The organism is Streptomyces sp. NPDC096013 (genome assembly GCF_044763565.1).
GTDB lineage: Bacteria > Actinomycetota > Actinomycetes > Streptomycetales > Streptomycetaceae > Streptomyces.
The window spans coordinates 405,340-423,822 of the sequence record NZ_JBIWGK010000003.1; the positions used below are offsets into that span (position 1 = coordinate 405,340).

Here is an 18,483-nt window from a genome sequence, read left to right on the forward strand (position 1 = left end):
CGTACCGGCCCCCGTCCACGGCTCCGCCCGCTCAGTCGAGCACCGGCAGCAGCTCCGGCAGATGCCCGTCCGAGACGGCGGCGGCCCGCTGCCGCTCCTCCGGCACCTCGCCGTAGAGCGTGGTGCGCGGCTTCGCCGGCCTGCCCGCCAGCTCCGCCACGGCCACCAGGTCCCGCACCGACTTGTACGAGCCGTACGACGAGCCCGCCATCCGCGAGATCGTCTCCTCCATCAGCGTGCCGCCGAGGTCGTTCGCCCCGGAGCGCAGCATCTCCGCCGCGCCCTCCGAGCCGAGCTTCACCCAGCTCGTCTGGATGTTGGGGATCCAGGGGTGCAGGAGCAGCCTCGCCATGGCCACCACCGCCCTGTTGTCCCGCATCGTCGGGCCCGGCCGGGCGATGCCCGCCAGGTAGACCGGCGCGTTGGTGTGGATGAACGGCAGGGTCACGAACTCGGTGAAGCCGCCCGTGCGTTGCTGGATGCCGGCCAGGGTGCGGAGGTGGCCGAGCCAGTGGCGTGGCTGGTCGACGTGGCCGTACATCATGGTCGACGAGGAGCGGATGCCCAACTCGTGGGCCGTGGTGACCACTTCGATCCAGGTCGCCGTCGGCAGCTTGCCCTTCGTCAGGACCCAACGGACCTCGTCGTCGAGGATCTCCGCCGCCGTGCCGGGGATGGAGTTCAGGCCGGCCTCCTTCGCCGCGCTCAGCCACTCGCGGATGGACATGCCCGTGCGCGTCGCGCCGTTCACCACCTCCATCGGGGAGAACGCGTGGACGTGCATGCCGGGGACGCGTTCCTTGACCGCCTTCGCGATGTCGAAGTACGCCGTGCCGGGCAGGTCGGGGTGGATGCCGCCCTGCATGCAGACCTCGACCGCCCCGACCTCCCAGGCCTGTTGGGCCCGGTCCGCCACCTGGTCCAGGGAGAGCGTGTAGGCGTCCGCGTCCGTACGGCGCTGTGCGAAGGCGCAGAAACGGCAGCCCGTGTAGCAGACGTTGGTGAAGTTGATGTTCCGCGTGACGATGTACGTCACCTCGTCGCCGACCGCCGACTTCCGCACGTCGTCCGCGATCCGCGTCAGCGCGTCCAGCGCCGGGCCGTCCGCGTGCAGCAGCGCCAGCGCCTCCGCGTCGGTCAGCCTGGTCGGGTCGTCCGCCGCCGTCGCCAGGGCCTGGCGTACGTCCGTGTCGATGCGCTCGGGGGCCATGCCGGGGGCCGCCGCCTCGCGCAGGGCGCCCCAGTCGCCGTAGACCTCGTCGAAGTCGTCACGGCGGTCGGAGGTGCGGCCCTCCGTGTCGATCGTGGCGTGGAGGTCCGTGCGGCCGGTCGCCACGAAGGCCTCCTCGGGCTCCTGCCAGGCGTGGCCCTCCACCGTGGCGTCCTCACGTGCCAGGCCGGTCTCCGGGTCCGCCAGGGCCCGTACGTGCGGCAGCAGGCGCGGGTCCAGCCAGGGTTCGCCGCGGCCCACGAACTCGGGGTACACGCAGAGGCGTTCGCGGAGTTCGAAGCCCGCCTCCGCCGACTGTTCGCGCAGCAACTCGATCTGGGGCCAGGGGCGTTCGGGGTTGACGTGGTCGATGGTGAGGGGGGACACCCCGCCCCAGTCGTCGATGCCCGCGCCGATCAGGCGCTTGTACTCGGAGTCGACGAGGTTGGGGGGTGCCTGGATGCAGGCCGCCGGGCCCATGATGTGCCGGGCCACCGCGACCGTCGCCACCAGTTCGTCCAGCTCCGCGTCCGGCATCCCGCGCATCGCGGTGTCCGGCTTGGCGCGGAAGTTCTGGATGATCAGTTCCTGGATGCCGTGGTACGAACGGGACACCTTGCGGAGCGCGAAGAGGGAGTCCGCGCGCTCCTCGTACGTCTCGCCGATGCCGATCAGGATGCCGGACGTGAAGGGGACCGAGGACCGGCCCGCGTTCTCCAACACCCGCAGCCGTACGGCCGGTTCCTTGTCCGGGGAGCCGTGGTGCGGGCCGCCCGGCTCCGACCAGAGGCGGGTCGCCGTCGTCTCCAGCATCATGCCCATGGACGGCGCGACGGGCTTGAGGCGCTGGAAGTCCGTCCAGGTCATCACCCCGGGGTTGAGGTGCGGGAGCAGGCCCGTCTCCTCCAGGATGCGGATCGAGATGGCGCGGACGTACGCGATGGTGTCGTCGTAGCCGTGCGCGTCGAGCCACTCGCGCGCCTCCGGCCAGCGGTCCTCGGGCTTGTCGCCGAGGGTGATCAGGGCTTCCTTGCAACCGAGTTCGGCGCCCTTGCGCGCGATGTCGAGGACCTCGTCCGGGGACATGAACATGCCGTGGCCGGCCCGGCGGAGCTTGCCGGGGACCGTGACGAAGGTGCAGTAGTGGCACTTGTCGCGGCACAGGCGGGTGAGGGGGATGAAGACGCTCTTCGAGTAGGTGATCACGCCGGGGCGGCCGGCCGTCTCCAGGCCCGCGTCACGCACCCGGGCGGCGGACGCGGTGAGGTCGTCGAGGGCCTCGCCGCGCGCCTGGAGCAGCACCGCCGCCTCCGTGACGTCGAGGGCCACGCCGTCACGGGCGCGTTTGAGGGCGCGACGCATGGAGTTCTCGGTCGGGCCGGTTCCGGAGCTCGCGGGAGTCGTCATCCTTCGAGCATACGATCGCTCTGATCAGGCCAAAGAGGGACGGCCGATTCGTTCCTGCCGGGAAGTCGTTGCACGGTGTCACTGGCAGCGGGAGCGCGCCGCCCCCTTCCGTGCCGGTGCGGTTTCCCGACACCCTGCGATTCCCTGTCCTTGCACGGGAGTTCACAGCCGACTAGCAGAGTCGTACGCGCCATCCCTGTCACTGACGACACCCCGGGAGCAGCAGCATGTGCGACGACGATCACGGAAACGGCATCAACCGGCGCGCGCTGATCGTGACGGGCGCCGCCGCCGCGCTTACGTTGGGAAGCGTGACCTTCGCGAGCGGCGCCGCGGCCGCGGCAGACGGCGACCAGGAGAGCCGGACGGTACGGGGCACCCTCCCGACCGGCTCGCCCGACTTCGTGTACGTGCCGGTCGAGGTCCCCGCGGGGGTCCGCGAGCTGAAGGTGGCGTACACGTACGACAGACCGTCCGTCCCGGCCGGCACCCAGGGCAACGCCCTCGACATCGGCATCTTCGACCAGCGCGGCACGGATCTCGGCGGCCGGGGTTTCCGCGGCTGGTCGGGCGGGGCCCGCACGGAGTTCTTCCTCCGCGCCGACGACGCGACGCCCGGCTACCTCCCCGGCCCGGTGCACGCCGGCACCTGGCACATCGCGCTGGGCCCGTACACGGTCTCCCCGCAGGGCCTGGCGTACGAGCTGACGATCACGCTCACCTACGGCGCACCGGGCGCCGCCCCTCGGCCGGTGTACCCGCCGGAGCGGGCGAAGGGGCGCGGGCGGGACTGGTACCGGGGTGACTGCCATCTGCACTCCTGGTACTCGGACGGGCGCCGCACCCCCGCCGAGATCGCGGCGCTCGCGCGCGCGGCGGGCCTGGACTTCATCAACACCTCGGACCACAACACCCAGGCCTCGCACCCCCATTGGGCCCCGGAGGCGGGCGACGACCTGCTGATCATGCTGGGTGAGGAGATCACCACCCGCAACGGTCACGTCGTCGCCCTCGGCACCGAACCCGACACGTTCATCGACTGGCGCTACCGGGCCCGCGACAACCGTTTCGGCCGGTACGCCCGTGAGATCCGGCGGGCCGGCGGTCTGGTCGTGCCCGCCCATCCGCACGCCACCTGCATCGGCTGCGCCTGGAAGTTCGGCTTCGGCGAGGCGGACGCCGTGGAGGTGTGGAACGGCCCCTACACGCCCGACGACGAGATCGCCCTTGCCTCCTGGGACGCGACGCTGGTGGCGTCCGTGCGGGAGAACCGGGGGTGGCTCCCGGCGATGGGCAACAGCGACGCCCACCGCGACCCGGACGTGGTCGGCCTGCCCCAGACGGTCGTCCTGGCCGACGACCTGACCCGCGAGGCCGTCCAGGACGGCATCCGCGCCGGGCACTCCTACATCGCCGAGTCCAAGAACATCTCCCTCACCTTCACCGCGTCCGGCGGCCGGGCCCAACAGGCGGGAATCGGCGACCGGTTGAGGGTCGACGCGGACACCCCGGTCACGGTACGGCTGGAGGTCACCGGCGCCCCGCGCTGCACGGTCCGCCTCGTCACCGACCAGGGGGTCCTCTTCACGAGCGATCCGCTTCCGGTCGCCGGCGCGGGCGTCGTGGAGTGGCACACCACCCCGGCCTACGCGGCGTACGTACGCGCCGAGTTGCGCCACGAGACGGCGGCGGGACCGGTACCGGGCGCGCTGGCCGCGCTCACCAATCCGATCTTCCTGGGCGACCCCGCGCACTGAACCGGCGTCATTCCGCGTCCAGTTCGTCACTCAGGTCCACGACGACGGCCGCGTGGTCGGTCGGCCACACCCCGCCGACCGGCCCGTCCCCCGCCCGCCGTGCGCCCCGCACGTGCCCGAGCCCACCGCGCCCGGTCGGTGCCACGAAGACGTAGTCGATGCGGACGCTCGGCCCGGACGTGCCCGCGACATACGGATTCCGGAGGTCCCAGGTGGCCGAGGGCGCCCCGGGTTCGGCGAAGTCCCAGGCGTCGACGAGGACGTGGCCGGGCACGGGCGGCGCGGTCCTGTACCCGCCGAACAGCCGCACCTCGTCCGAGTCCGGCCAGGCGTTGAAGTCACCGGTGACGACGGGCGGGAAGGGCCCCTCCCCGCGCCGCCCGGCGACGAACTCCGCGAGCGCGGTGACCTGTTGGCACCGTACGGCGGAGGCGGCGGGGAAGGAGGAGAGGTGGGCGGTGAAGAACGGGACCCGGTGGCCCGGCACGTCCAGCCCCGCGTAGAGCGCGAGCCGGCCGCCGTCGCCGTTCCCGGGCGGCAGCGGCAGGACGGCCCGCTCGGCGACGGGCCAGCGGCTGAGGACGGCGTTGCCGATACCCACGGCGGGATCGCCGAGCCGCCGCTGCCAGAACCCGGGGTCGTGGGAGGCGCCCCAGGCCCAGTGCATCCCGAGTTCACCGGCGAGCCACCCGGCGAGGTTCTCCCCGCCTGAGTCCCGCGTGTCCCACACTTCCTGCAACCCGACGACATCGGGCCGCAGTTCACGCAACACGGCGAGAATCGCCTTCCGGCGGGCCTCCCAGGGCCCGTACCGCCACCACAGATTCCATGTCACGACCCGCACGGCACCATTGAAGGCCACAGCCCGCCCGTCCGACAGGAGACCCGAGTCCCGATGCCCGCGCCGAACCCCGAAGCCAAGTACCGCACCATCAGCAGATTCCAGCGTGTCCTGAACTCGGTCACCCGCCACCTGCCCACCCAGACCGTGCTGGAGACCACCGGCCGCGTCTCCGGCAGGCCCCGCCGCACCCCGCTGGGCGGCCGTCGCGTCGGCGACACCTTCTGGCTGGTCTCGGAGTTCGGTGAACTCTCGCACTACGTCCGCAACATCAAGGCCGACCCCGAAGTCCGCGTCCGCATCATGGGCCGCTGGCACACCGGCACAGCCCACCTCCTGCCCGACGACGACCCCCGGGCCCGGCTGCGCACCCTCCCCCGCTTCAACAGCGCGGCGGTCAAGGCGATGGGCTCAAACCTGCTGACGGTACGGGTGGACCTGCGGGACTGAACCCGCGCGAGCACGACGGGAGGCCCTTCACCCCGGCCACACGATCGCCTGCACCTCGCTGTACGCGTGCAGCGCGTACGAGCCGACGTCCCGGCCGACCCCGCTCTTCTTGAAGCCGCCGAACGGGGCCTCCATGTTGCGGCCCACGGTGTTGACGCCCACGCCGCCGGCGCGCAGTCGCCGGGCGACCCGGAAGGCTCGGGCCACGTCGGCGGACCAGACGTAGTCGATGAGGCCGTAGTCGCTGTCGTTGGCGAGGGCGATCCCCTCCTCCTCCTCGTCGAAGGGGACGACCACGACGACCGGCCCGAAGATCTCCTCGCGGACGACCCGCATCTCGGGTCCGCAGTCGGCGAGGACGGTCGGCGCCACGAGGAACCCCGGCCCGGAGGAGGGCCGTTCGCCGCCCGCCATGACCACCGCGCCTTCCTTGCGGCCCAGTTCGACGTACGACTCGACGCGCTCCCGGTGCGCCGCCGAGATCACCGGCCCGACCACCGTGTCCGGGAGGCGCGGGTCACCGACCTTCAACACCCGCGCGTAGGCCGCCAGTTGGTCGACGAGGCGGTCGTAGATCCCGCGCTGCGCCAGCACTCGCGTCGGTGCCGTGCAGATCTGCCCGCTGTAGAAGGAGAAGGTCGTACCGATCCCGGAGACGGCGGAGGCGAGGTCCGCGTCGTCGAAGACGAGGGCCGCGCCCTTGCCGCCCAGCTCCATCAACTGCCGTTTCATCGCCCGCCCGCACACCTCGGCGATCCGCTGTCCGACCGCCGTGGACCCGGTGAAGCTGACCATGTCGACGTCCGGCGACTCCACGGCCGCCTCGCCGACCGCCACGGACTGCCCGTTGACCACGTTCACGACCCCGCGCGGCACCCCGGCCGCCTCCAGCGCCTCCGCCATGCGGTAGACGGACAGCGGGTCCTGCGGCGCGGGTTTCACGACCACCGTGTTGCCCATGGCGAGGGCGGGCGCGATCTTCCCGGCGGGGTTCGCCCAGGGGTTGTTGTACGACGTGATGCACGTGACGACCCCGACCGGCTGCCGCACGGCAAGCGCCCCCATGACAGCCGCCCGCCCGAACGGGCCCGCCTCGTTCACCTGCGGCGCGATCGCCCACTCGCCCGGCTCCACGGTCGCGTACCGCCTGAACCGGGCGGCTCCCACGCCCACTTGCATCGCTCGCGCGGTCCCGGTCGTGGCCCCGCTCTCCGCCTGCGCGAGTTCGGCGTACGGCACCAGCTGCCCCCGGATGAGGTCCGCGGCCCGGCCGAGAACCGCCGCGCGCTCCCCGGCCGGCGTCCGCGACCAGGCCCCGAAGGCCTCCCGAGCCGAGGCGGCGGCGGCCGACACCTGCTCCCGAGAGGCTTCGGGCGCCCACCCCACGGTCTCCTCGGTGGCGGGGTCGATCACGGCATAGTGCCCGCCGTCGGGCTCGACCCACTCCCCGCCGACGAACAACCGCTGCCCGTCGGCGACGTGGGAGCCCGCCCCCCGAGAACCCGGCTCGGAACTCACTTGGTGCTCACCGTCCTGGTGTCCCGCCCCGACCGCAGCACCCGCCCCGGCACGTGCCCGCTCACCACGTCGTCCCGGATGGCCTCGACTCCGTTGACCCACACGGCCCGTATCCCGATCGCCTTGGAGTCGAGACGCGGGCTGTCTCCCGGCAGGTCGTGCACCAGGGTGGCCTTGCCGGCGTCGATCCGCTCCGGGTCGAACAGCACGAGGTCCGCATGCCAGCCCTCCCGCACCTGCCCCCGCTCCCGCAGCCCGAACAGCCGCGCGGGATCATCGGTGAGCATCTTCACGGCCTGCTCAAGACCCACCAGCTTCCGCCCCCGCACACAGTCCCCGATGAACCGGGTCGTGTACGGCGCCCCGCACATCCGGTCCAGATGCGCCCCCGCGTCGGACCCGCCGAGCAGCACGTCCTCGTGCCGCCAGGTCTCGGCGCGCAGGGCCCAGGAGGCGGGGTCGTTGTCGGACGGCATGGGCCACAGCACCGTACGCAACTCGTCGGCCGCGCAGATCTCGACCAGACACTCGAAGGGTTCCTGACCACGCTCGGCGGCGATGTCCTTCACCACCCGCCCGGTCAGTCCCTCATTGGCCTCGCTGTAGGTGTCCCCGATCACATACCGCCCGAAGTCGGCGAGCCGCCGGAAGACGCCCGCCTCCTTGCTGTTGGCGCTCCGCAGCATCTCGGCGCGTACGTCGGGTTCCCGCAGCCTGGCGATCCGCTCGGGCACGGGCAGGCTCAGGATCGGCCCCCAACCGGGTATCAGGTTCAGCGCGCAGAAGGTGCCGAGGGACATGTTCATCGGCGTGAGGATCGGCATGGTCAGCGCGACGACCCGGCCGCCGGCCTTCCGGGCCCGCTCGCTGGCGAACAGCTGCCGGGGCACCCGTTCGGGCACGGCGGCGTCGATGGTCAGCACGTTCCAGTTCAACGGCCGCCCCGCCACCGCGCTCATCTCGACGAACAGATCGATCTCCGCGTCACTGAACTGATCCAGGCATCCGGCGACGATCGCCTCGATCTGCGTTCCCTCGTGCTCGCCGACGGCCCGTGACAGGGCCAGCAGTTCCTCCGGGCGGGCGTGCCGGGAGGCGACCGGCTGTCCGTCGCCGTCCGAGTGGGTGGAGGACTGGGTGGTGGAGAAACCCCAGGCACCGGCGTCCATGGCCCCGTGCAACAGCCGTACGATCTCGGCGAGTTGTTCCTCGGTGGGCTGCCCGCCGACCGCGTCCGGCCCCATCACGTACCGGCGCAGGGCGCAGTGCCCGACCATGAACCCGGCGTTGACGGCGATCCGCCCTTCGAGCGCGTCCAGGTACTCCCCGAACCCGCGCCAGCTCCAGGGCGCCCCCTCCTCCAGCGCGACCAGCGACATCCCCTCGACCTTGGACATCATCCGGCGCGTGTAGTCGGCGTCCCCCGGCTTCAGCGGCGCGAGCGTGAACCCGCAGTTCCCGGCGGCGACGGTGGTCACCCCGTGGTTGAGGGAGGGCGTCGCGTACGGGTCCCAGAAGAGCTGGGCGTCGTAGTGGGTGTGGGGGTCGACGAACCCGGGCGCGAGGACGAGTCCGTGCGCGTCCTCGCTGGTCCGGGCCTCCTCTCCGATGGACCCGATCTCGGCGATACGACCGTCCCGTATGCCGACGTCGGCGGTGTACGCGGGCGCGCCCGTCCCGTCCACGACGGTCGCACCCTTGATCACGTGATCGAACACGGGGTGACTCCTTGAGATGCGTGACGCATACCTACCCAGGGGCGCGGGGAACTGCGCGACCAGCCACAGCCGACCCGCACCCCGCGACGAACCCTCAAGCCGACTGACGGAACCGCGTGGTCCGGTGCACAGGATCCGTGTCGATCTTCGGAACCACGTGCTCCCCGATCAGCCGGATCGTCTGCAACGTCTCCTCCTTCGGCACCCCCACCGGCAACCCGAAGCTCAGCTGATCCGCCCCGGCCTGCTCCCACCGCTTGCACTGCGTGAGCACCTCGTCCGGATCGCCGCAGATCAACAGCTCCTCCTCCACGAGGAGTTCGACGAACTCCGGCGTGTACTCGGGGAGCGTCTCCGGCCAGACCGGGAACCCCTCGGGCCGGGGAAACGTGTCGTGGTACCGGAACACCAGCGAGGGCAGATAGTGCAGTCCCCCGCTCGTGGCGATCCGGATCGCCTCGTCATGGGTCGGCGCGCAGATCGCCGTCGTCGTCACCATGACGTTGTCGTTGACGAACGCCCCCACCGGCTCCGCGTTCACGATCGCCGTCTTGTACTGCTCCAGCACCCACTCCATGTCGGACACCTTCTGGATGCTGAACCCGAGCACCCCGAGCCCCTTGCGGGCGGCCATGGCGTACGACGGCGGCGACCCGGCGGCGTACCACATCGCGGGGTGCGCCTTCCCGTACGGCTTGGGCAGGATCTTCCGCGGCGGCAGCTGCCAGTGCTTGCCCTGGAAGCCGACGTACTCGTCCTGGAGCCACATCTTGGGGAACTCGGCGATGGTCTCTTCCCAGATCTCCTTGGTGTAGTTCATGTCGGTCACCCCGGGGATGAACCCGAGGATCTCGTGCGAACCGGCGCCGCGACCGCTGCCGAACTCGAAGCGGTTGCCGGAGAGATGGTCGAGCATGGCGACCTTCTCGGCCACCTTCACCGGGTGGTTGACCTGCGCGAGGGGGTTGAAGATGCCCGATCCGAGGTGGATGCGGTCGGTCGCGTGGGCGAGATAGCCGAGGTAGACGTCGTTCGCCGAGAGGTGCGAGTACTCCTCCAGGAAGTGGTGCTCGGACGCCCAGGCGTACTTGAACCCGGACTTGTCCGCCTGGATGACGTACTCGGTCTCCTCCATCAGCGCCTTGTGCTCGGCCAGCGGGTCCGTCTCGGCGCGCTTGCCCACGTATCCCTGTACAAAGAGCCCGAATTCCAAGGAGGTTCACCGTCCCAAGTCCAGATGGGTTCGTCTGAGTGCTACGACTTTCTGACGTGGCGTCAGATTCGTCAATAGCTGACGCCTCGTCAGATAACACTGACTCCGGCCAGCCAGCCCCCGTCGATCACGAAGGGCTGCCCGGTGATGTACGACGAGTCGTCCGACGTCAGGAACAGCGCGAGCCGCGCCACCTCGTCGGCCCGCCCGATCCGGCCCAGCGGCACGAGCTTGCGGTACAGCTCGTCCAGCGCCCGGGTCATCTCCTCCGGGTCCGCGTCCGGGTCGAGCCGTGCCGGGTTGGACATCGCGGTGTCCACGGCCCCGGGGCAGACGGCGTTGACCCGGATGCGCCGGCTCGCCAGCTCCAGCGCGGCGACGCGGGTGAGCCCGAGGATGGCGTGCTTGGTCGCCGTGTACGTCCCGACGGCCGCCATCCCCGTCACCGCCGTGTACGAGGCCGTGTTGACGATCGTGCCGCCGTCCTCCATCGCCGACGCCACGGTCTTGATCCCGAGGAAGCAGCCGACCTGGTTGACCCGCACGACCTGCATGAACTCCTCGAGCGGCGTGTCCACGAGGGCGTTGAACCGCAGAATCCCCGCGTTGTTCACCAGCCCGTCGATCCGCCCGTACGCCCCCTTGACCGCCCCGACCGCGGCGGCCCAGTCGGCCTCCTCCCCCACGTCCAGGTGCACGTAGAGCGCCCCCAACTCCTCGGCCAGCGCCTCCCCTTGCCCGTCCAGCACATCCGCCACGGCGACCTTCGCGCCCTCGGCCGCGAACAGCCGCGCCTCCTGCTCGCCCTGCCCGCGTGCCGCCCCGGTGACGATGACGACACGTCCGTCCAGCTTGCCCATGCGGTCTCCCTAGTCGAGGTGGTCGAGATGGGGCGCGATCCCGGCCCCGAACGCGGCTATCTGGTCGATGAGTTCGGCCCGGTCACGGCACCGGAAGCGCACCTGGATCTGGTCCACGCCCATCGCCCCGTAGGCGCGCAGGGACTCGGCGACGAGGTCGGGGGCCCCGCTGAGCGTGCGGCGGCCCACCTCCCATCCCGGCTCGCCCACGTACAGCGGCTCGGTGATCGCCCCGAACACGAACGGCCCCTGGACCGAGGCCTCTTCGCGCAGTCGCCGTATCCGCTCGATCTGCGCCGGCAGCCGGTCGCGGGGGTCGCCCTGCGGCAGCCAGCCGTCCGCCTTCAGCGCGGCCCGGCGGACGGCGGCGGGCGACGAGCCGCCGACCCAGAGGGGGACGTGTGCCTGCGCGGGCCGGGGGCGCTGGCCCAGGCCCTCGAAGTCGTACAACTTGCCGTGGTGGGCCGGGAATTCGTCCGGTCCGAGGGCTGCCCGCAGCGCGTCGATCGACTCGTCGAGGACGGCACCCCGGCGCTCGAAGTCGACTCCCAGCGCCTCGAACTCCTCGCGTACGTGCCCGGCGCCCACCCCGAGGATCAGACGGCCGCCGCTGAGGTGGTCAAGGGTGGCGTACTGCTTGGCGGTGACGAGCGGGTGGCGCAGGCCCACGACCGCCACATGGCTGAGCAGGCGGACGCGTTCGGTGACGCCCGCGAGGTAGGAGAGGGTGGCGACGGGGTCGTACCAGATGGTGCTCATGGCCGTGGCCAGGCGGCGCGGGACGCCGACGTGGTCGCAGCCCGCGACGTAGTCGAAGCCCGCCCCGTCGGCGGCCCGCGCGATCGCGACGAGGTCGGCGGGCCCTGCCCCGGCCTCCCAGGGCTCGGCGTAGATGGTGCTCTGGGACTGGACGGGGAGCTGCAACCCGTAGGCGAGGGAGGTCACTTGGGGCCCTCCCACAGGCCGGCCGGGGTCAGGCCGAGGAGGTCGATCGCGTTGCCCCGGACGATCCGCTCGACGACGTCCGGCGCCAGGTGGCCCATCTGCGCCTCGCCGACCTCGCGGGACTTGGGCCACGTGGAGTCGGAGTGGGGGTAGTCGGTCTCGTAGAGGACGTTGCCGACGCCGATCGCGTCGAGGTTCTTCAGGCCGAAGGCGTCGTCGAAGAAGCAGCCGTAGACGTGCTCGGCGAAGAGTTCGGACGGCGGGCGGTGGACCTTGTCGGCGACGCCGCCCCAGGCGCGGTTCTCCTCCCAGACGACGTCGGCCCGCTCCAGGATGTAGGGGATCCAGCCGATCTGGCCCTCGGCGTACATGACCTTGAGGTCGGGGAAGCGCTCGAACTTGCCGCTCATCAGCCAGTCCACCATGGAGTAGCAGCAGTTGGCGAAGGTGATCGTGGAGCCGACGGCGGGCGGCGCGTCGGCCGAGGTCGACGGCATGCGGCTGCTGGAGCCGATGTGCATGGCGACGACGGTGCCGGTCTCGGCGCAGGCGGCGAGGAACGGGTCCCAGTCGTCGGTGTGGATGGAGGGCAGGCCGAGGTGCGGGGGTATCTCGGAGAAGGCGACGGCGCGGGTGCCGCGGGCCGCGTTGCGGCGGACCTCTGCGGCGGCCGACTCCGGGTCCCAGAGCGGGATCAGGGGCAGGGGTATCAGGCGGCCCCGCGCTTCGGGGCCGCACCACTCCTCCACCATCCAGTCGTTGTAGGCGCGCACGCACAGCAGCCCGAGTTCGCGGTCGGCGGCCTCGGTGAACGTCTGGCCGCAGAAACGGGGGAAGGTGGGGAAACAGAGCGCGGACTGGACGTGGTTGACGTCCATGTCGGCGAGCCGGGCCGGGACGTCGTACGACCCCGGACGCATCTGCTCGTAAGTGATGACTTCGAGCTTGATCTCGTCCCTGCTGTAGCCGACGGCGGTGTCGAGGCGGGTGAGCGGGCGGTGCAGATCCTCGTACACCCACCAGTCGCCGATGGGTCCGTCGTCGCCGGGCTCACCCATCACGGGCTTGAACCGGCCGCCGAGGAACGTCATGTCCTTCAGCGGCGCGCGGACTACGCGGGGGCCCGTGTCCAGGTACTTCCTGGGCAGCCGGTGCTGCCAGACGTCGGCGGGCTCCACGGTGTGGTCGTCGACGGAGATGATCGGCGGAAGGGGCGTCGGAGCGGTGGTCTGGGTGTCCATGGCGCTCACGGTAGCGCCGATCTGACGACCCGTCAGCTAGCTGGATGCGGGTTCGGGATGCTCGGTTGTGTGCGGAACTGTGCGCAGGCCGTGTGAGAGCCTTGTGAGGTCCCGCGTGGCCGCGTGTGAGCGGTGTCTCCGAGAGCTGACGCATCCGCCGTGAACAAGGCAAACTGTCGTAGTTATCAGGCTTGCCTAGGGGGAACGGCGATGGACGGTGGACCGCGGGTACCGGAGCAGCGGCGCCCCGACTCCGGCACGGAGGAGTCGGCCGCACTGCGCTTCAGCGTGCTCGGTCCGGTACGTGCCTGGCGGGGCCCCGACGCGCTGCCCACCGGCTCCCCTCAGCAACGCGCCCTGCTGGCGGCGCTGTTGCTGCGCGAGGGCCGCACGGCGACCGCCGGTGAGCTGATCGACGCCCTGTGGGGCGACGACCCTCCGTCCCAGGCGCTGGCGGCGGTGCGCACCTACGCGTCCCGGCTGCGGAAGGTCCTGGACGCCGGGGTCCTGGTCAGCGAGTCCGGCGGCTATGCCGTACGGGGGCTGCCCGAGCGCGCGTTGGACGTGGCCGAGGTGCAGGACCTGGCGACCGAGGCGGAGAAGGCGAAGTCGGCGGGTGACCTGACCCACGCGCGGGACCTGCTGGGCCGCGCGCTCACGCTGTGGGACGGGGAGCCCCTGGCCGGACTGCCCGGCCCGTACGCGGAGGCGCAGCGCGTCCGCCTGGAGGAGTGGCGGCTCCAACTCCTCGAATCACGGCTGGACATGGACCTGGAGCAGGGCTGCCATGCCGAGGCCGTCAGCGAGTTGACCGCCCTCACCGCGGCCCACCCGCTCCGCGAACGCCTCCGCGAGCTGCTGATGCTCGCCCTGTACCGCTCGGGCCGCCAGGCGGAGGCCCTCGCCGTGTACGCCGACACCCGGCGGCTGCTCGCCGACGAACTCGGTGTGGACCCGCGCCCCGGCCTGCGCGAACTCCAGCACCGCATCCTCCAGGCCGACCCGGGCCTCGCGGAACCGTCCGCACCGGCGGCGGAGACCGCGACGGCACCGGTCCGCCCCCACCAACTCCCGGCCACGGTCCCGGACTTCACCGGCCGCGTGTCCTTCGTGTCGGAACTGAGCGACGTCCTCGCCTCGGCCGAGGGCCGCGTGATGGCCGTGTCGGCGCTGGCAGGGATCGGCGGCGTGGGCAAGACGACCCTCGCCGTCCATGTCGCCCACCAGGCCCGATCCGCCTTCCCCGACGGCCAGTTGTACGTCGACCTCCAGGGCGCCGGCTCCCGGGCCGCCGAGCCGGAGACCGTACTCGGCGCGTTCCTGCGGGCGTTGGGCACCCCGGACTCCGCGATACCGGACTCCCTGGAGGAGCGGTCGGCGCTGTACCGGTCGGTGCTGGACGGGCGGCGCGTGCTGGTGCTGCTGGACAACGCGAAGGACGCGGCCCAGGTACGGCCCCTGCTGCCCGGCACCGAGGGCTGCGCGGCGCTGGTCACCTCCCGGGTGCGGATGGTGGACCTGGCCGGGGCGCACTTGGTCGACCTCGACGTGATGTCCCCCGAGGAGGCCCTCCAGCTCTTCACGCGGATCGTCGGCGCCGAACGCGTCGCCGCCGAGCGGGAAGCCGCCCTCGACGTGGTCGCGGCCTGTGGCTTCCTGCCCCTCGCGATCCGCATCGCGGCCTCCCGCCTCGCGGCCCGCCGCACCTGGACGGTCTCCGTCCTCGCCGCCAAGCTCGCCGACGAGCGGCGCCGGCTGGACGAGCTCCAGGCAGGCGACCTCGCCGTGAAGGCCACCTTCGAGCTGGGCTACGGCCAGCTGGAGCCGGCCCAGGCGCGGGCGTTCCGGCTGCTGGGGCTGGCGGACGGCCCGGACGTCTCCCTCGCGGCAGCGGCGGCGGTGCTGGACCTCCCCCTGGAGGACACCGAAGACATCCTGGAATCCCTCGTGGACACGTCGCTTGTCGAATCGGCGGCGCCCGGACGCTACCGGTACCACGATCTGGTGCGGCTCTACGCGCGTGCGTGTGCCGAGCGGGACGAGTGGCCGCCGAGCGAGACGACGGCGGCGATGTCGCGGCTGCTGGACTTCTATCTCGCCACGGCCGCCGGGGTCTACGGCATCGAGCGGCCCGGCGACCGCCTCGTCGACCACCTGGAGGAGACCGGCGTCGACGGACTGGTCTTCCCCGACCGCCGGGCCGCGCAGGACTGGCTCTACAGCGAGGCGATGCCGCTGCTGGCCTGCGTACGGCAGTCGGCGGGCGGGACGACGCTGCGGCGGGCCGTCGACCTGCTGTGGGCTGCGGTCGACCTCGCGGAGTCCGGGGCGAACTTCAAGGAGTACGAGGCGGCCGGCACCACCCTGCGCGACGCGGCCCGCGAGGCCGCCGACAGCCGGGCGGAGGGCCGGGCCGTCCTGGTGCTGGCCAACGCCCGCCATTTCTCCGGGCAGTTCGAGCAGGCGCACCAGGAGGCCGGGCAGGCACTCGCCCTGTCGGAGGCCTCCGACGACGCCCTGCCGTGCTGCTGGGCGGCGAACCTCCTCGGCATCTACTCCTTCTACCGGAGCCGCTACGACGAGGCCGAGGAGTTCCTGGAGCGGGCCATCGCGAGCTTCCGCGCCTGCGGGGACCTCTCCGGCGCCGCGTCGGCGCTGTGCAACCTCTCCCGCCTGCACCTTCAGACGGAACGCGCCGAGAGCGCGGTCGGCCTCGCCCGCCAGGGCACCGAGATGTACGAGGAACTCGGGCACACCCTCAAGGCGGCCAACGGCCACTACGCCCTCGGGCTGGCCCTCGGCAAGAACAGCCAGCCGGCCGACGCGGTCGCGCATCTCAAGCAGGCGCTGACGGTCTTCCGCGCGAGCCGGCAACGCCTCTGGGAGGGCATGACCCTCTTCCGTCTCGCCGAGGTGGACCTGCTGGCCCAGCGTCCCGCCCAGGCGGCGGCCAACGCCGAGATGGCACTGACGCCGCTCCGCGAGATCGGCGGCGAGTGGCGCCGCGGCAACGTCCTGACCGTCCTCGGCAAGGCCCTGAACGGCATCGGCCAATCCGGCCGCGCCCAGGTCTGCTGGACGGAGGCGCTGGAGATCTACGAGCGGCTGGAGTCGCCGGAGGTGGAGGAGGTCCGGGGCCTGCTGGCGCCGTCGACCACCGTCTGACGCCGCCGGAGCCGGCGCCCTCCCCGAAGGGCGTTCATCGTTCGTTTATCGCGGTCCGGCACTCTCAGCTGTGTCGGGCCGTCGCGTCGGGGGGCAGACGGAACGGCAGGTGGCCGGGCATCTAAGGTGAACCGGCCTCGCGGATCCGTCCGGCAGTTCTCGGGGGAGTTGCCGGGCGGATCCCGCCCAATCACCGCACGTAACAGGGGAGCCAGTGAGATGAGCGACACCAAGAACGACGAGCCGATCGTCAAACCGGACAACACGCACATCACCGACGCCAAGCTGACCGGCGACATCAAGCCGCTCAACACGCACATCACGGACGTCGAGACTGTCGTGGCCGCCGACGACGACGGCACCGCCACACCGGACAACACGCACATCACGTCCGACCCCAGCTAGACCTTCACCCACCGCGGGGGACCGGCCGCGACGGCCCAGGGGGAGCCGTCGCGGCCGACGTGTGTGTCCAGCCGTGCATGACGGCCCGGCACCTCATCCCGCCCCCCGCAACGCCCCCTTCACCACTTTCCCGCTCGCGTTCCGAGGCAGCTCCCCCACGAACTCCACCACCCGCGGCACCTTGTAGTTCGCCATTTCGCGGCGGGCCCAGGCGATCAGGTCGTCGCCGGTCAGGGTGACGCCGGGGCGGCGGACGACGTAGGCCTTGCCGACCTCGCCGAGGCGGGGGTCCGGGACGCCGACCACCGCGACGTCGGCCACGTCGGGGTGAATGCCGAGGAGTTGCTCTATCTCCGCCGGGTACGCGTTGAAGCCGCCGACGATGAACATGTCCTTGATGCGGTCGGTGATGCGGAGGTTGCCCGCGTCGTCCAGGACGCCGACGTCGCCGGTGCGCAGCCAGCCGTCCTCCGTGACGACCTGGGCGGTGGCGGTTTCGTCCTCGTAGTAGCCACGCATGACGTTGAAGCCGCGGACCAGGACCTCGCCCGGCGAACCGGGCGGTGCCTCCACCCGTACCTCCGTACCGGGAATCGCCCGCCCCGACGTCGACGCGATCACCGTCGGATCGTCGCCGCGCCGGCACATCGTCACGATGCCGCTGGCCTCCGAGAGGCCGTAAGCGGTGAGGACGGTCTCCACGCCCAGTTCCCCGCGCAGCCGTTCCACCAGCCGCAACGGCACCACCGCCGCGCCCGTCACGACCAGCCGGAGGGCCGAGAGGTCATGGGTGTCGCGGGCCGGGTGGTCCAGGAGGGACTGGTGGAGGGTCGGCGGGCCGGGGAGGACCGAGACCCGTTCCGCCGCGATGTTGGCGAGCACCGTGTCGACCCCGAAGACCGGCTGCGGGATCATCGTCGCGCCCCGCATCAGACAGGCCAGCACCCCGGCCTTGTAGCCGAAGGTGTGGAAGAAGGGGTTCACGATCAGATAGCGGTCGCCCTGCCGCAGCCCCGCGAGGTCGCTCCAGATCTCGTACGCCCGCAGCGTCTGCGCGTGCGAGATGACCGCGCCCTTCGGCCGCCCCGTCGTACCGGACGTGAAGACGATGTCGGAGGGCCAACTGCCCCGCACCGCCGCCGCGCGCGCCCGCACCTCGGCCGTCGGCACTCCGTCCCCGCCCGCCAGGAAGTCCTTCCAGGTGCGGAAGTCGGCGGGCGCGTCGTCCGACAGCACCACCACTTGGTCCAGCCCCGGCAGCCCGGGCCCCTCCGCGACCGCCCGCCGCAGCGAGGCCACGTAGGAGGTGCCGAGAAACGTCCCGGTCACGAACAGCAGCCGCGCCTCGCTGCGCCGCAGCACGTCCGCCGCCTCGACTCCCTTGAAACGGGTGTTGATCGGCACCAGCACCGCCCCCGCCGAGACGGCGCCGAGCGCCGCCACGATCCAGTCGAGTGAGTTCGGGGCCCAGATCGCGACCCGGTCGCCCGGCGAGACGCCCGCTCCGACGCAGGCCGCCGCCGATCGTTCGACGCGGGCGCCCAGCTCGGCGTACGAGATCCGGGTCCGGCCCTCCACCACCGCCTCGGTGTCCGCGTACCGCTCCGCCGCGAACCGGACGAGTCCCGGAATGCTTCCCCACTCCACGTCTCCGCGCACGAACGGCCTCCCTGTACGCATTAGCTGACTGTCCGTCAGATTAGCTGTAGCCTGACGCCCTGTCAGCTGCCCCGGCACCATGTGGAGGCCCCAG

Annotated in this window: 13 protein-coding genes; 4 read left to right on the forward strand and 9 right to left on the reverse strand. The window is 71.7% G+C overall.

Annotated elements, in window-relative coordinates:
* Positions 1-31 precede the first annotated feature (31 nt).
* Complete coding sequence (locus ACIRB1_RS13335; RefSeq protein WP_403465607.1) at positions 32-2,617, reverse strand: bifunctional FO biosynthesis protein CofGH; 2,586 nt, start codon at positions 2,615-2,617, stop codon at positions 32-34.
* 227 nt (positions 2,618-2,844) lie between these two features.
* Between ACIRB1_RS13335 and ACIRB1_RS13340 the strand changes: the two genes are divergently transcribed.
* Complete coding sequence (locus ACIRB1_RS13340; protein ID WP_352183326.1) at positions 2,845-4,374, forward strand: CehA/McbA family metallohydrolase; 1,530 nt, start codon at positions 2,845-2,847, stop codon at positions 4,372-4,374.
* A gap of 7 nt (positions 4,375-4,381) precedes the next feature.
* Here ACIRB1_RS13340 and ACIRB1_RS13345 read toward each other — a convergent pair whose 3' ends face one another.
* On the reverse strand, positions 4,382-5,218 hold the full coding sequence (locus ACIRB1_RS13345) for an endonuclease/exonuclease/phosphatase family protein (protein WP_403465608.1): 837 nt from the start codon (positions 5,216-5,218) through the stop codon (positions 4,382-4,384).
* Between the two features lie 51 nt (positions 5,219-5,269).
* Here ACIRB1_RS13345 and ACIRB1_RS13350 point away from each other — a divergent pair, with 51 nt between their 5' ends.
* On the forward strand, positions 5,270-5,665 hold the full coding sequence (locus ACIRB1_RS13350; RefSeq protein ID WP_352183325.1) for a nitroreductase/quinone reductase family protein: 396 nt from the start codon (positions 5,270-5,272) through the stop codon (positions 5,663-5,665).
* A gap of 27 nt (positions 5,666-5,692) precedes the next feature.
* Here ACIRB1_RS13350 and ACIRB1_RS13355 read toward each other — a convergent pair whose 3' ends face one another.
* The 6 genes from ACIRB1_RS13355 to ACIRB1_RS13380 all read right to left on the reverse strand — a co-directional run bounded on the left by ACIRB1_RS13355 (position 5,693) and on the right by ACIRB1_RS13380 (position 13,160).
* Positions 5,693-7,183 (reverse strand): aldehyde dehydrogenase family protein, encoded by a 1,491-nt coding sequence (locus ACIRB1_RS13355; protein ID WP_403465609.1) that lies wholly within the window; start codon positions 7,181-7,183, stop codon positions 5,693-5,695.
* The gene (locus tag ACIRB1_RS13360; protein WP_403465786.1) at positions 7,180-8,919 is read right to left on the reverse strand and encodes an amidohydrolase family protein; all 1,740 of its coding nucleotides are present in this window, start codon (positions 8,917-8,919) and stop codon (positions 7,180-7,182) included. Before ACIRB1_RS13360 ends, ACIRB1_RS13355 begins: the two co-directional genes overlap by 4 nt.
* Positions 8,920-8,995: 76 nt before the next feature.
* Positions 8,996-10,114, reverse strand: coding sequence for an LLM class flavin-dependent oxidoreductase (locus ACIRB1_RS13365; protein WP_352183323.1), 1,119 nt, complete (start codon positions 10,112-10,114; stop codon positions 8,996-8,998).
* An 89-nt stretch (positions 10,115-10,203) separates the two neighbouring features.
* Complete coding sequence (locus ACIRB1_RS13370) at positions 10,204-10,974, reverse strand: SDR family NAD(P)-dependent oxidoreductase (protein ID WP_403465610.1); 771 nt, start codon at positions 10,972-10,974, stop codon at positions 10,204-10,206.
* A 9-nt stretch (positions 10,975-10,983) separates the two neighbouring features.
* Complete coding sequence (locus tag ACIRB1_RS13375) at positions 10,984-11,919, reverse strand: LLM class F420-dependent oxidoreductase (protein WP_403465611.1); 936 nt, start codon at positions 11,917-11,919, stop codon at positions 10,984-10,986.
* Complete coding sequence (locus ACIRB1_RS13380) at positions 11,916-13,160, reverse strand: amidohydrolase family protein (protein WP_403465612.1); 1,245 nt, start codon at positions 13,158-13,160, stop codon at positions 11,916-11,918. The genes ACIRB1_RS13375 and ACIRB1_RS13380 overlap by 4 nt, the downstream gene beginning before the upstream one ends.
* Before the next feature lie 210 nt (positions 13,161-13,370).
* Between ACIRB1_RS13380 and ACIRB1_RS13385 the strand changes: the two genes are divergently transcribed.
* Positions 13,371-16,325, forward strand: coding sequence for a BTAD domain-containing putative transcriptional regulator (locus ACIRB1_RS13385; protein WP_352183319.1), 2,955 nt, complete (start codon positions 13,371-13,373; stop codon positions 16,323-16,325).
* 219 nt (positions 16,326-16,544) lie between these two features.
* Entirely contained in the window at positions 16,545-16,730 is a 186-nt protein-coding gene (locus ACIRB1_RS13390) for a hypothetical protein (protein ID WP_352183318.1), read from the forward strand.
* A 93-nt stretch (positions 16,731-16,823) separates the two neighbouring features.
* Here the strand turns inward: ACIRB1_RS13390 and ACIRB1_RS13395 are convergent, their stop codons facing one another.
* Entirely contained in the window at positions 16,824-18,389 is a 1,566-nt protein-coding gene (locus ACIRB1_RS13395; RefSeq protein WP_403465613.1) for a FadD3 family acyl-CoA ligase, read from the reverse strand.
* Positions 18,390-18,483 lie beyond the last annotated feature (94 nt).

Bases quoted from the DNA above. Each gene is read 5' to 3' on its own strand.
- ACIRB1_RS13385 (WP_352183319.1), top strand. From the start codon at position 13,371: ATGGACGGTGGACCGCGGGTACCGGAGCAGCGGCGCCCCGACTCCGGC.
- ACIRB1_RS13390 (WP_352183318.1), top strand. From the start codon at position 16,545: ATGAGCGACACCAAGAACGACGAGCCGATCGTCAAACCGGACAACACG.
- ACIRB1_RS13350 (WP_352183325.1), top strand. From the start codon at position 5,270: ATGCCCGCGCCGAACCCCGAAGCCAAGTACCGCACCATCAGCAGATTC.
- ACIRB1_RS13335 (WP_403465607.1), bottom strand. From the start codon at position 2,617: ATGACGACTCCCGCGAGCTCCGGAACCGGCCCGACCGAGAACTCCATG.
- ACIRB1_RS13380 (WP_403465612.1), bottom strand. From the start codon at position 13,160: ATGGACACCCAGACCACCGCTCCGACGCCCCTTCCGCCGATCATCTCC.
- ACIRB1_RS13370 (WP_403465610.1), bottom strand. From the start codon at position 10,974: ATGGGCAAGCTGGACGGACGTGTCGTCATCGTCACCGGGGCGGCACGC.
- ACIRB1_RS13340 (WP_352183326.1), top strand. From the start codon at position 2,845: ATGTGCGACGACGATCACGGAAACGGCATCAACCGGCGCGCGCTGATC.